The organism is Frankia sp. AgB32, from assembly GCF_023243045.1.
Classification (GTDB): domain Bacteria; phylum Actinomycetota; class Actinomycetes; order Frankiales; family Frankiaceae; genus Frankia.
Window position 1 is genome coordinate 107,425 of record NZ_JALKFX010000005.1, and the last position, 14,319, is coordinate 121,743.

Here is a 14,319-nt window from a genome sequence, read left to right on the forward strand (position 1 = left end):
TGGTGGACGGCGGTCAGCCGTCCGCCCCGCTCTGTTCGGGGGACGTGACGTTGCGGGACGGGTCGCACGGGGTTCCGGCGTCACCGGACAACACGTGGTCGCACCGTGGATCGGCGGTGGAGGTGCCCACGGGCTCGTCCGCGCCGGGCTTCTTCTCGCCGGCAGGCGCCGGTGCCATCGGTGGGACCTTCGCCGGTCGGTCTGACACCGGCGGAACCCCGCGGGTCGGGGCCATGTCGGACGGGGCTATGTCGGACAAGGCCATGTCGGACGGAGTCACAGCGGGCGGGGACTGCTCCGATGGCTGGGGGGTGGCCGATGCACCGACTGGCTGCCCATCCCCCTGGGCTGCCCGCGGGCGGTGCCTGTCGGGTGTGTCGGTGAAGGTGACATCCACTCGCTGGAAGCTCTTGAACTGCTCCGCCTGGGCGTAGGACGTGTAGGCCCGTCGGTCGGAGTCGGTGAGCTCGACAGCGTCGAGGAACGGTGTCAACAACGCCCGCGGATAGAGCCGGCCCACCCGCACGGCGTTGACCTCCATCCCGGTGACGACGAGGACCGCGAGGAAGTAGAGCCAGGTGATCAGACCGAGTACCAGCCCGAACAGCCCATACACCTGGGTGGAGCCCTTGAGCTGGTGCGCGATGTAATAGCCGCCGAGCGTCTGCACGAGCTGCCAGCCCACGGCGGTGAACACGGCACCGGGCAGGATCTCCATGACCCGGATGGACCGGACGGTGAGGACCTTGAAGGCGACCAGGATCAACCCGGCGTTGCCCGCCACGGAGATCGCGACCGCGAGGACCTGGAACCCGGCGGCGAGCCGGCCGAAGGCCGAGGCGCCGGTTGTCACGGTCGACAATATCGTGGTCATGGCGACACCGAGGCCGAGCAGACCGATGAGGCTGAGGCTGCGCACCCGGGCGAAGAACGGGTTGGGACGTGATCGCCGTGGCACCGCCCACACGGTGTCCAGTGCGTTGCCGATCGCCCGGGCGACGCCGAGACTGCCGTAGACCGCGCCGAGGACGCCGATGGCGACCGCGACGCCGCTGCCCTTGAGCGCCTGCACGTCGTCCCGCAGCTGATCACCGATGATCGGGAACTGGCCCAGGGCGGAGCTGACGACCTGCTCCTGCAGGTGTTGGTGGCCATGCAGAACGAATCCAAGTCCGGTCGTCAGCAGCAGCAACAACGGGAACAGCGACAGGAACGAGTAGAAGGTGATGAGCGCAGCGAGGTAGCCGCCCTGGTCGTCAGCGAACTTGTACAGGACGGCGACCACGAAGCCAAGGCCACGGTGTCGTCGCTGAGCGCGGTCCAAGCGGCCACCAAGTGCCATCCCGCGTCTCCCCCACCCGTCCGTCGTCATGACGATCTCCCCCGCTTGGTCTGGTCATACACCCACTGACCAGGCCGTCATGGCCCCCGCCGCGGTAGGGCACGGCCATCTCGCCGACCGCCCGACCGGGGGGTGAGGGTTTGTCTTCGGTGGCCCGAGCGTGCCAGTCGCCCCGCGTGGGCAGGCCGGCGACGCCGGGATGGACATCGACGCCTGCTCATCATCGCGTTGACGGATCGGCTCCCTGCCCCTTGGCTGGAGCCGCGACCCTCAGCATCAGATTGATCACATTATGACGTGGAAAGAGCTGTCCCGGCCTATCAACTGACCCGATCTGACCATCCCCCACCGCTCACACCGCTGGGACGCGCCCCGTTCCGGCCCCGGCATCACGCCAGCCGGTTGGGCGATCGCGCGGGCCTGGACGCCAGCGCCAGGCGAACAGGTCCGATCAGGGGACGCCGGAATCTCACTACCAGCAGTCCGTCGGCACGGTCGCGGCCGCGCGGGGTCGCAGCCGGCACGGGCGGACATTGGTCGTGGTCCGGCAGCCGGCCGCCGTGCCGGCAGTCCTGGGCAGATCGGATCAGGTCAGGAGCCGCGCCGCCGCCGGCTGCGGGCGGGCCGTCGGATAGATCCCGGTCTCCTCCGCGGAGGCGATGGTCGGACGTGGGCCGCGGGCGAAGCCGAGCTGGACGATCTGGTGCGGCGCGACCAGGTCCAGGGCCCAGTCGGAGAGCACTCTGGCCCGGTTGGACCCGTTGTTCAACGCGTACACGTGATACGCGCGGGTGGCCACCACCGCGGGCAGGCCGTGCAGGGTCAACCCGAGCGGGTTGGCGACCGCGTCCCGCCCGCCGAGGTCGACGACAAAGCCGAGGTCGTGGTGCCGGTAGGGCCTGGCGTTGCCATGCCCGAGGGACGCGGCCAGGTTGCGGGCCGCAACGGTGGCCTGCCGCACGGCGTGCTGGGCGGTCTGCCCCGCCGGCTCGCCCCCGCGGGTCAGGTCCGGCACGGCCGCTGCGTCACCCAGCGCGAACAGGCCAGCCACGCCGGCCACCCGGAAGTACTCGTCGACGACGAGGCGCCCGTGCGAGGTGGGCAGCCCGATCGTCGCCATCAGCGGGCTGGGTGCCACCCCGGCGCACCACACGACGGTGCGGGTGTCGATGGTGCGCTCCGCACCGCCGCCGTCGTCGGCCCCGCGCATCCGGACGAACCGCTCGCCGACCTCGGTCACCGCCGTCCGCAGCCGCACCTCGACGCCACGGGCCGCCAGCACCTCGCCGGCCCGTCGTCCGAGCGGCGCCGCCAGTTCGTGCAGCAGGCGGGAGGAATGGTCGACAAGGGCCCATCGGATGTCCTCGGCCCGTACCCGCGGATAGTTCGCCACCGCCCGCCGGGTGAACCGGGTCATCTGCGCGGCGAGTTCGGTGCCGGTGTAGCCACCGCCGACGACGACGAACGTGCACAGCGCCCGCCGCTCGCCCACGTCGTGCGCCGCGTCGGCGAGCTCAAGCTGCCGCAGTACGTGATCGCGCAGGTAGACGGCCTGATTCAGGTTCTTCAGGCCGATCGCGTGGTCCCGCACGCCGGGAACGTCGAAGGTGCTGGTGACCGAGCCCGGCGCCAGCACCAGCCGGTCCCACCCCAGCTGGTCGACCGTGCCGTCATTACCCTGCACCGTCACTGTGCGTGCCTGCGGGTCGACGTCCACCGCGTGCCCCAGTCGCAGCACCGTGCGGCGCAGCGCCCGGCGGGTCGCGACGGCCAGATGCCGCGGTTCCACGGAACTCGCACACACCTGCGGCATCAGCGACGCGTAGGGCAGGTGGTCCACCGGGGAGATGACCGTCAGTTCCGCCGCCTCCGGGGGCAGCAGCCGCTCAAGCGCGCGCAGCAGCCGCAGACCCGCGAAGCCACTGCCCACGACGACGACGCGGGGCGCCCGCGGGGCACCGCCGGGGCAGCCCTGGCCGGGCGCCGGCCGCGCCATCCGGCGCGCGGCCGGCTGGCCGGCGAACGACTGGACGAGGCGGCGCAGGGTCGCCGACAGTGACGGCGCCGGCGACGCCGACAGCGGTGGTGGCACAGGGCACCTCCGGTGCGGTGGACGGCCCCGCGACCGGGGCCGCGCCGTCGACGGTGCGGCCGCGACGCGGAGGTACGGCGGCAGGATCCGTGCCCTGTGCCTGCCCGGAGGCGTACGCGGCAACCGTCGGGGTGCCGGGAGCGACCTGATCACCGAGGTGGATATTTGATGATCAAGCGTCGGCGGCACTTCGTCAACATCGTTGATTATCTTGTTTGTTCAGGTCTGGACGAAGCGGGTGCCGCCGGCGGAGAGCAGGAAGCCTCGGCCGCGGCCTGGTCCGCTCGGCGGGTAGGTGAGGTACCGGCCGCTGACGGGGTCGGATTCGCCGGGTTCCGGTTCGAGTACGAGGCGGGTCGGCGCCGACTTGAGCCGGCTCGCGGTCCAGGTGTAGTCCGCCGTGCGCAGCTCGCCGACGCGGGCCGTCGCGACCAGGCGGACCCGGGGGTGACGTTCCTGTAGGAATGCGTTCAGGTTGTCGCCGAGCCGGGTCACGTCGTCGATGAGCAGCAGGGTGGGTCGCCGCTCGCCGGCGGCCCGCTGGGCGAGGGTCGCCGCCGTGTCGAGCTCACGCACCCGGTCCGCGGCCGGGCAGTCCGCGAGCGGCGAGTCGGCGGCCGCCGCCGCGTAGATCGCCACGGCGTCCCCCAGGTTCGCCCGGGCGAGCTCCGCGAGGCGGCGCAGCAACGTGCTCTTGCCGCAGCGGGGTGGCCCGTACACCAGTGCCGGACTGTCTTCGGCCAGGTCAAGGCACACCTGCACGACTTCGCCGTCCTGGGTGGTGAGGCCCACCGGGATCATCAGGACGTCGTCGACCAGGCGGGCGCCCCCGTCCGCGGTGAGTTCGTCCGGCTCGATCGTTGCCGGCAGGGCCCGGATGCGGCGGGGCCGGGTCGCGGCGTCGGCGTCGTCCTCACGGTGGGCCCCGGCCGGGGACGCGGCGTCGGGGGTGGCGACCTGGACCTCCATCAACAGGTCGTTGCCGGTGGTCCACAGGCCCCGGCCTGGCAGACCGCGGGGGATCGAGCGCCGTTCGATGTTGAGGTCGGCGTAGGCGTTGCGGTCCGGTAGGCGCAGGATGAGCCGCTGCGGCGCGCGGGCGGCGACCTCGTTGCGCACTCGGGTGCCGACGACGGACGCGGCGACGGACACCTTCGACCCGGGTCCCGCGCCGATCACCGCGGCGAAGTCCTCGAGCACCGCGATTCCCTGTTTGGAGCTGACGGCCTCGTACGCGTTCATGAAGCCGGCCAGGTTGTCGATCAGCAGGATCGACTGGGCCTCGGCCGCCCGGCCCGCGGTGTCCAGCGCCCCGAGCCGGGCGATCCGGGCCCGCAGGTAGGCCAGCAGGTTCACCTGCCGTTCGCTCTCGTCGCCGAGGACGATGTTGCCGGCGCAGTGCGGCAGCGCGGCGAGTTCCTGCAGGTGACCGCCGGCGAAGTCCAGCGCGTACAGGTGCAGTTCGGCGGGGGACAGCGAGGCGGCGAGACTGGTGGCGAGCATGGTCAGCGCGGTGGTGGCGCCGGCGCCCGCAGCGCCGAAGACGAGCAGGTTGCCGGCGTCGAGATGCCAGGCGACCGCGGGCTGGCGGGCGTGCTCGGACTCGTCCGGACGGTCCGCGCGGGCGAAGTACGCCGCGAGCCCGGCGGGACGCCCGGGTATCACCTCGCCGGCCCGGGCCTGGGCGACGACCTCGCCCGGGGCCAGCGACGCGGGCAGTGCCGGCGGCCAGACGTCCGCGACGGGCCGCGACTGGCCCTGGCCCAGCGCCGACCGGTAGGCGCGCCGTACTCCGTCGATCAACGCGCCCAGCTCGGTGCGCTCTGCGGCCTCGACGGTCGCGTCGTCCTCGGCACCGGTGCCGTTGACCGCGACGTCCACCTGCCACCAGGGCTCGTCCGGGGCGGCGAGGCCGGCCAGGTTCGCGTGGTCGGGCATGAACGTGGCGACGGGGGTGACGACGGCCGTGGCGCCTGCACCGGCGGTGGCGGTCCGCGGGTCGTCGACGGCGACGCGGAGCAGCGTGAACGGTTCGAGACGGACCGCGTCGTCCGCGCGGACCTCGACGGAGCCGGACGGGAAGCCGGCCTGGAAGGAGAGCACCTGGTTGTCGACCCGGGCCAGCCCGCGGCCGGGCACGGTGAACCGGGCGGCGTCCGGCAGGTCGATGAGGCGCACCGAGTCCTCGACGTCGAGGAGCTTGAGGGTCATCCGCAGCTGGGTGTTGCGCTTGATCTCGTCGTAGTTGCGCACCGAGGCGGGGCTCTGCGTCGCGAACAGCAGGTGCACGCCCAGGGAGCGGCCGCGCTTGGTCAGGTCGATGATGGTCGCCAGCTCGTCGGGGAGCTCGTCGGCGAGGATCTGGAACTCGTCGATGATGACGATCAGCCGGGGCAGCTCACCCGCGATCTGTTCGATCTTCGCCGCGCCGCGGGCGAACAGCAGCCGTTCGCGGCGCAGCAGCTCGGTGCGCAGGTAGCGCAGCGCCCGCTCGGCCTCGTGCAGGTCGGTGTCGCTGACCAGGCCGACGCAGTGCGGCAGCCGGGTGAGCTCCTGCAGGGACGTGCCGCCTTTGAAGTCGAACAGTCCAATGATCACCTCGTCGGGTGAGTACCGCGCGGCAAGCCCGGCCACGATCATCTTCAGTAGCTCGCTCTTGCCGGACCCGGTCGCCCCGCCCAGCAGCCCATGCGGGCCATGACGGACGATGTCGAGCTCGAACGGCCCGTCCTCGCCGACACCCACCGGGATCGCGAGGCTGCCGGGGTCACGGCGGGCCGTTGCCCAGTGCGTGCGGATGGCGTCGGCAAGCTGGTCGGACGGCTGCGCCAGGTCGAACGGGACGAGGTCGGACAGCCGGACCCCAGCGGGCAGCGGCGCGGCCCGGTCAGCCACGAGCGGATCGTCGAGCCGCGCGAGCATCCGCGCGCAGCGCTGCGCGTCGTCGGCGTCGAGCGGCGCTGGGCTCGCACCGTGGACGACCCGGCCGGTCCTCGCGTCTGCCTGGGTGACCGTGCCGTCGGGGCCGAACTCGACCAGGGTGGTGGTCAGATTGGGGGGTGGGCCGTCGACGACGATCGCCGACGTGTCGGCCGCGAGCGCGCGGCGGAAGGCGAGGCTGGACCCGGGCCGCAACCGTGGTCCGTCGACGATCAGCAGGGTCCGGACCGCCTGCACCCGTTCGGGGGAGGCAGCGGGCTGCAGGCTGAGTGCGGGACCGCCGCCGCCCCGGCCACCGTAGCCACCACGGCTGCCGGGACCGCTCGATCCGCCTGGGCGGGCAGCGCCGGCACCGGCGGCGAGCCCATCCGCGGCTGTCAGCCAGGCGGCGGCCTCGTCGACGGCGCGCTGCGGGTCGGCGGCGGCGTCGACGCGCCGCACCCGCAGTTCCCCGCTGGCCTCGTCCCGCAGGTGCGGGAGCCATTTGAGCCACTCCCAGTCGGCAGTGTCCTCGACCAGCAGGCCGATCCGCAGATGGGCGGGCCCCTGCGCGCAGCAGGCCTGGCAGATGGCCGCGTGGACCAGGCCCAGCACCTCCGGCCGGGGGCCGCGCAGCGTCACGAGCTCGCCGCGGTCCAGGCTGAAGGTCAGCGGCACCGGTGCGAGACCCCCCGAACGGGCCACCCGCTCCCTGATCTCGGCGCCGGCCTGGTCCACTCGTTCGACCGCCGGGCGCCACTGCAGGGGCCCGACGGCGACGAAGACGTCGAGGAAGTCGCTGTCGGTCGGGCCGCGTTCCCACAGGGTGGCGCCGAGCTGGTCGGCCGTCCGGACCCAGTCGGCGGCCGTCGGCGTGACGTCCCAGCGGCGCCGCAGCTCCTGGCGCCTGGCCTCGGCCAGCCTGGTGTCGAACGCGGCGAGTTCCACCGCCCGCTCGGCGGCGCCGCGGCGCACCTCCCGGCGGCGGCGCAGCCGACTCTCCACGAACGAGAACACCACAATGATCGCGCCCAGCCCCGACATGAGCGCGTACGTGAGCTGCCTGGTCATCGTGAACAGCAGGCCGGCAAGGACCAGCGGAGCGCCGAGGGAAGCCCAGTTGAACGGGCTCGCCCGGCCCGGTTCCCGGGGCGTCGGCGGCACCGTGACCACGTCCGGCGCCGGTGGTGGCACCGGACGGGCGGTGCGGTGGAATGGCACGGTCGGGCGATGCTCGGCCGGCACACCCAGCCCCTGGCTTACTCGGGCCAGCCCGCCGCCCGCGCGGGCCAGGCGTGCGGTGCTGCGTCCGGCGGTGAGCACCGCGCCGGGGCGCAGCACCTGATCGTCCGCGGGTGCCTCGCCGTCAACGGTGAGCCCCTCCACCGCCCACCGGCAGGTGACGGCGTCGTCGGCCACGGTGAACTCGGCCACCGCCGCCACCTCGACGCCGCCGGGTTCGAGCAGCGGCCCGTCGAACGGGTCGACGAACAGCGCGACCCCCTGCCCCACCGGCACGGGCAGCCGCCACCCGGCACCCGGGCCAGCGACGACCACCAACTCCCACCCGCCTGAGTACGATCCCGCCAGCGACCGGGGGACCACGTCGGACCGTGCGGGCTGGGGCGCCAGCGCCGGGGCCCACCAGTCCGCCTCCGCATCCGCATCCGAGGCGACCGCCTCGAAGCCGCCGGCTCCCGGCCCAGCCGTGGGCTCCCACCAGGCATCGGCGACGTCGGCCTGCCAGGCGGACGCGCCTGCCGCGGTGAACCTGTTGCCGTACCCGGATGACCGGTACCCGTCCGCGAGTTCGGCCGGGGCCACCTCGACGCCGTCGACGATGCCGCAGATCGCCACCGGCACCTCAGGCCCGAACGACTCCCCCGCTACTGCCAGACCGAGCTCGCCGGGCGGGCCGAACAAGCGAAGGCCCAGCTCCCGCACGGTCGCGCCGGCCCCGATCTCCACCGACCAGTCCCGTGTCCCGCCGCCCTCAGCGACCGCCCGCACCCTAATGATCACTCTGTGATCGCCCCTGTCGGATCCACGCCTACGCGTCCTACTCCATCGTATCTTCGATCGCTTTCCTGAACCAGGCCTGAAAATCCTTGAATTGGCCGCCGAGGCCGACCCGAACTCGCCCGTTAATGCATTATGACGATACCCTTTCCAGTCAGACCCCAGCAGGCGGCATCGTCATTTTCCGCCCTTTTTGCAAAGGGTAAGAGGCCATCATGAAGACGGCGCCCGGAAAATCCGTTGCGGATATTGAAGAGAATGGCGCCGTTCACGAGCCTCGGCGGATAGGTGAATCCCGGCAGTAGCTCGGCCATGTCGACTTTCATCCCATTCCGCCGCCGGGAACCATGCGGACACGCGTCGCGGAATACTGCGCCCTGGCCGCCCATGCGGTCGGCCACCGCCCGCCCGCAGACCTCCGTAACATTGGGCCTTTCCCAGCGCTGTCGGCAACCGTGGGCCCGCGAAGTCCGCCACGCGCACGCCATGCGTTCCCCCGGGCGGCCCAGCAAGAATCCTCCCCTGGAAGTGATTGCGCACCTCGCCGGCATTCTTAAACGACACGCGTCGGCCGGAAGTCGACTTCATAGTCGACGATCTCGGCTCCTATCGCGGCCAATTTTCAACCCCGATCAAGCGTCACCCGAGGACACCTTGGCGATACCCGGATTTCACGACTTTCAGTCTCTACGGTGTCCGGATCGGCGATGAAGGACATCATCGATCTTTCTCCACAACGCACCATATCGGTACCGGCGATGTTGCGGGCCTCGGCGTAGCTACTCCCACGTCGCAAGGTTGCGGTTCCCGCCTGGCGCACCTGCGCCGACACCACCGCCCGCCGTGCCCAGATCCCCGGTCCCGGCGTGGGCGCGGCGGGCGACACACCCCTGACCCAAGCCCACCCGAAGGCCATCTCGTCCCGCGCATGGTGGAAAGCCTGGTGGATGCGGACCGGTGGACTGTGAGCTCCGGTCGACCCCTGGCGACCGTCCATACCCCGATGATCGCTATTGCCGAGTTCCGCCTGACCGCCGAACTCGATCAAATCCTCGACAGGCCGCCGGAACCAGACCCGCTGGAACGTCGGGCCGAACGATTCCCCAGCGGCCATCGTATGATCGTCTCGCCATCGTGTGACTGTCCAGGTCGTCCCCGCTGCACGCGTCGAACGTGATCGTATCCTCGATGGTCGACGATGGATGGATCCCGGTGACAGCCTGGTCGACAGCACTGGCGCTGACGACAGGCGCGCCATTATTCTTGCCGTCATTAACGCGATCATCGCCAGGGCAAGGCTCCGTCCCCTCGCTGGCGAAGCCGGCTGATGACCGCGCCTCGCATGCCACTCCGCCAGGTACGGGCCAGCTTCACCGACCGTACCATTACCGTCTACCAGGCGTATTCGCCGGAGATAGCCGACGCGGCCGTCGCGGCCCAGACATTCGTCGCGCCGTTCAAGCGCGGCCGGATGACCTGGATCAAACCCTCTTTCCTATGGATGATGTACCGATCCGGATGGGCTACCAAGCCAGGCCAGGAACGCATCCTGGCCATCGAGATCGCCAGGGACGGCTTCGCATGGGCGCTCGCCCACGCCGCGCTCAGCCACTTCGAGTCGGGCACCTACACCGGCCGGCAGCAATGGTCCGAGCACAAGCGGGCCAGCCCGGTCCGCATCCAGTGGGACCCCGAACGGTCCCTCACTCTCGCACCGCTCAGCCACCGTGCCATCCAGATCGGACTTTCCGGCGAGGCCGTCGACCGCTACCTCGACCTGTGGATCACCGCCATCACCGACGTCACCCCGCTCGCCGAGCGCATCCGCTGCCACGTCGGCTCCGGCCGCCTGGACGCCGCGGAGGCGGAGCTGCCAGCCGAACACGTCTACCCCTTGCCTGAGCCTCTCCGCGGCCTGATCGGCGCCACGGAACTTCAGCGCAGCGAGTTCTCCTCGTGAACGATCTCCGTGGCACCGGCCGCCCGCAGCAGCCAGTCCAGGGCGCCCAGGGGCGTCGGCCAGCCCGCGACCTCGACGGTTACCCGCAATGTGCCGTCCCGGCCCACCTCGGCATCCCACCAGAACCACTGGCGCTCCGACGGCATAAGCCAGTAGATCCAGTCCGCCAATGTCCACCGACGTTCAGCTTCCGTTCTGGCTCTATCAGCCGGCCCCAGACTGCGCCACCAGGCCAGCCAGTGCTCGGCCTCCGCGCGCGACAGCTCCGGCCCGCAGGCGCCGACGAACCAGGGCGGAAGAATGGATCTCCATTCCTCCACCGTCGGCCAGGTCGACCCTGAATGCTCCAGGACGGCAAGCAGCACGGCCCGGGATCGGTCCAGCACCCCACCGCCGGCCGCTCCGCCACGCGCGAGCACGCCGACAGTACCGGCACCGGCCGCCACCTCGCCAGGACGAGGGCCGTCCGTCAGGTGTCGCCGTTCCTCAGGACCGATCACCAGAACCGTCCACTACCCGGAATGATGTTGTCGAGCAGATCATCGAAATGAGCCGCACGAAGCCCGAACTGGTCGACAGCTTGGTTCACGTCCACCACGAGAGGGCTGCCAGGGAACTGCCGCATCATCGACTCCGGCACCGCTGCCGCACGCAGTTCGTCAACATAGGATGTCGGCACCTGGAACGTCTTGATCTGCGTCCCCTCGAATCCCTGCGCCAGTCGGCGCTCAATGAAGGACTGCGCCCGAGCCTCCTGGCCAAAGTTCAAGAACAGCATGTTATCACCCTTGATCGCGACCTCTCCTGATGGGCTGATGTTCAGGCGCTCATTACCTGGCCCCTCTACTCGGAAGACGTTCGTAAGCCCGCCCACGTCCTCCGCGATGGCGGCGTCGGCGCTGAGGGCGTCGGCTCCTGCGGTGGTGGCGCCGCCGATAGCATCGCCGATGCCGCCGGGCGCACCACCGATAATGCCGGAGACGGCGATCGAGCGGGGGCTGAAATGGCCGGTGACGAGGCCGATGCCGGCGGAGGCTCCGGCGCCGATGAGGATCCCGGCGCCGACCGCCTGGCCGCCGGGGACGAACATCAGGCCGACGCCGGCGCCGATGACGGCGGCGGCGGCGAGGCTTCCCCAGGGGTCGTGTCGGATGTTGTCCCAGGCCTTGTCGAACATGCCTTTGTCGGCCTGGGTCCGGTAGGTGTTGTACTCGTCGTCACTGAGCGGGCGTAGTCCGGTGGGGTCGAGCATGCCGACCGGGTCGTTCCAGGCGTAGTGGTAGGGATTCGCCGCCGCGGGCATGCCGGGTAGGTGGTCGAGCGGGTCAGGTGACAGGAACGACCGGGTCGCCGGATCTAGGACACGTGCGCGTTGCCAGAGCAGCCCGTCAACGGCGAGTTCGCCGTGGTAACCGAGCCCGCCCGCCGCCTCGGCCGGACCGCCTGTCGGGCTGTCGGCGCTGCTCGGGGTGGGAAGGCCCCAAGGGTCGTAGCTGCCGGGCGAGTCCTGCCCGTCGGCGTCGATCCAGCCACGCTGCCCGGCCTGACCTGGTCGGTCCTCCGCTGACCCCCCGTCGATGACGCCGATGACCGATCCGGCGCGGGCGTAGGTCGCCGTGCCGAACTGGTGCACCTGTCCAGGCCAGGTGACCGGGTCCCAGAGCACGGGAACGCCGTTGACCTGAAGCGGCATGCCGAGCGCGTCCACGGCGAGCCCCGTCGTCCGGCCAGGCTCCCTGGTCTCGCTGGTCGGGCTGTGGTGGATCTCGGCGAGCCCACCTGCCGGGTCCCAGCGGTAGCGGACGGTGCCGGATGGTCCGTCGGCGGCGATCCGGCGGCCGGCTGGGTCATAGCTGAACGTGGTCGACGGGGCGTCGCCGACCCGGCGCTCGACGAGCTGGCCAGCAGCGTCGTATGAGGAGCGGACGGTCGTGGCGGGGTCGCCACGATCGTCATGGATCAGACGTCCGCCGAGGTCCCAGGTAAGGGTCTGCCGACCCCACGGTCCCTCGGCGGTGACGAGCTGGCCGGCCTCGTCGTAGCTGAAGCGGAGCCGGGTCTCGTCGTGGTCGACTTGGACGATCCGCCCGGCGGCGTCGCGCCGCACGACGTGGCCGGGAATGACGGGGCGTCCGTCGGCGTCGCGGTCGAGGAGGCGGCGACCGAGCGCGGGATGCTCAACCGACCGCAGGCGGCCGTCGGCGTCATAGTCGTACCGCAGCGGCGCCGCGCCGGTGCGGCGAGCGCTGACAACCTGGCCGTCGGCGTCGTAGCCCCATTCGAGCCGTCCCGCCGCGGTGGTGCGGGCGATGAGGCGGCCCAGCTGGTCATGTTTCAACGCGACCGCGCCACCCGGCTCCGGTCGATCGGGAGCCGGGCCGGCTGGCTCAGCCCTAGTGACCCGGCCGGCCGGGTCATAGCTGTACCGCACCCATGGCTGCTCACTGCCGGCCGGGCCCCGTCCGATCAGCCGGCCGCCAGGGCCGCGCCACCATCGCAGTCCGGTGCCGTCCGCGTATCGGAGAGTGTCGACGGCACCGTTGCGGTCCCGGCTGACGGTCGTGGGCCGCCCGAGCGGGTCTGTCATCCCGGTCTGGCGTCCGACCTGGTCGTGGTGCAGTTCGTGGCGGCCGCCGAGTGGGTCGGTCCAGGCGGCGAGCTGGCCGCGGGTGTCGTACTCGTAGCGGGTGAGGGCGCCAAGCGGGTCGGTGGCGCTGGTCAGAGCGCCGCGGGCGTCGTAGGTGTAGCGGCGTGAGGCGCCGGTGCCATCGGTGACAACTACGGGCAGGCCGAGCGGATTGCGCTCGATCGTCGTGCGCCGTTCGCCCGGGCGGGTCACGGCGGCGACCCGCCCGTACACGTCGTACTCCCAGGTCGTCTCGCGGCCGGCGGGGGTGACCAGCGCGGTCAGCCGGCCGGCGGCGTCGCGGCGGTACAGGGTGCGCGCCCCTGACGGCGCGGTGGTCTGCACCCAGCGGCCGGCGCGGTCGTAGCCGTAGGTTTCGCGCCGGCCCAAGGGCGTGGTGACGGCGGCGAGGCGTCCACCGGGAGTCCATTCGAGCGTGCGTCGACCGCCCAGCGGGTCGATGACGGCCCTCACCCGCCCGCGCTGGTCGCGCTCGTAGCGGGTGACGGTGCCCGCGGGGTCCGTGTCAGCGATGATGGCGCCGGCCGGGTCGTACGCGCGCTGGCGGACCCGCCCGTCCGGACTGGTGCGGCGCACCGGGCGGCCGGCCTCGTCGTACTCGACCCGCCACTCGTGGCCCTCGGCGTCGGACTCGACGCTCGGACGGCCGTCCGGGTCGTAGCCACGGCGAAACGTCGCGCCAGCGGGGTCGCTCAGGGCCACCAGCCGGCCGAGGCCGTCGTGGTCGACGTGGAACTTCTGGCCGTCGGGGGCGACGATCAGCGCCGTGTTACCGAACAGGTCGTACTCGAAGCCGAGCGTCGAGCCCAGCGGGTCGACGACCTGCTCGACCCGCCCGTGCGGGCCATACGTCGACCCCCATCGTCCGCCGGCCGGGTCGACGTAGCCGTCAGGACGGCCCGCAGCGGTGTAGTGGTAGACGCTGGCTGCCCCGTCCGGGCCTTGCTCGCGCACCACCCGCCCGGCGTCGTCGTTCTCCCACACCCGGGTCTGGCCCGCCGGTCCGGTGATCCCCACCAGCCGGCCGGCGGCGTCGTAGCGCAGCCTGGTCCGCCCCCCGCCGGCGACCCGCACGTCAATGAGCTGGGCGTCGTCGTCCCAGCGGAACCTCGTCGTGACGCCGTCCGGATCGACGACGCAGGTCGGCAGGTCATCATCGTTCACGGTGATCCGGGTCAGCGCGCCGGCCGCGTCGACGATCTCCACCGGGGTGCGCGCGGCGCCGGCGTAGACCCATCGGGTCCGGTGGCCGCGTGGGTCGCTGATCGCGGTAGGGACCGCCCTTGCGGGCGGCCCCCCGCACAGATCCCAGCGTGCGGGACTACCGCACTGGGCTCCTG

7 protein-coding genes are annotated in these 14,319 nt (G+C 71.6%); 1 reads left to right on the forward strand and 6 read right to left on the reverse strand.

The genetic code is table 11. From position 1 onward, the window contains the following. Window positions 1-13 precede the first annotated feature (13 nt). From MXD60_RS03135 to MXD60_RS03155, 4 genes are all read right to left on the reverse strand, one after another. Window positions 14-1,285: a YihY/virulence factor BrkB family protein gene (locus tag MXD60_RS03135; protein WP_248817400.1), complete on the reverse strand. Its 1,272-nt coding sequence runs from the start codon at window positions 1,283-1,285 to the stop codon at window positions 14-16. A 643-nt stretch (window positions 1,286-1,928) separates the two neighbouring features. Beyond that, entirely contained in the window at window positions 1,929-3,338 is a 1,410-nt protein-coding gene (locus MXD60_RS03140; protein ID WP_248817413.1) for an NAD(P)/FAD-dependent oxidoreductase, read from the reverse strand. 315 nt (window positions 3,339-3,653) lie between these two features. Beyond that, the gene (locus tag MXD60_RS29240) at window positions 3,654-8,375 is read right to left on the reverse strand and encodes an FtsK/SpoIIIE domain-containing protein (RefSeq protein WP_308222350.1); all 4,722 of its coding nucleotides are present in this window, start codon (window positions 8,373-8,375) and stop codon (window positions 3,654-3,656) included. Window positions 8,376-8,994: 619 nt separating this feature from the next. Further along, window positions 8,995-9,486, reverse strand: a complete 492-nt coding sequence (locus MXD60_RS03155; protein WP_248817401.1) for a hypothetical protein — start codon at window positions 9,484-9,486, stop codon at window positions 8,995-8,997. A 213-nt stretch (window positions 9,487-9,699) separates the two neighbouring features. On the opposite strand from MXD60_RS03155, the gene MXD60_RS03160 reads away from it, so the two are divergent. Beyond that, the gene (locus MXD60_RS03160; protein WP_248817402.1) at window positions 9,700-10,332 is read left to right on the forward strand and encodes a DUF4291 domain-containing protein; all 633 of its coding nucleotides are present in this window, start codon (window positions 9,700-9,702) and stop codon (window positions 10,330-10,332) included. Here MXD60_RS03160 and MXD60_RS03165 read toward each other — a convergent pair. Both MXD60_RS03165 and MXD60_RS03170 read right to left on the reverse strand, forming a co-directional pair. Then, the gene (locus MXD60_RS03165; RefSeq protein WP_248817403.1) at window positions 10,308-10,832 is read right to left on the reverse strand and encodes a hypothetical protein; all 525 of its coding nucleotides are present in this window, start codon (window positions 10,830-10,832) and stop codon (window positions 10,308-10,310) included. The genes MXD60_RS03160 and MXD60_RS03165 overlap by 25 nt on opposite strands. Continuing rightward, a complete protein-coding gene (locus MXD60_RS03170) occupies window positions 10,829-14,185 on the reverse strand; it encodes an RHS repeat-associated core domain-containing protein (RefSeq protein ID WP_248817404.1) in 3,357 nt (1,118 codons plus the stop codon). The genes MXD60_RS03165 and MXD60_RS03170 overlap by 4 nt, the downstream gene beginning before the upstream one ends. Window positions 14,186-14,319: the final 134 nt, after the last annotated feature.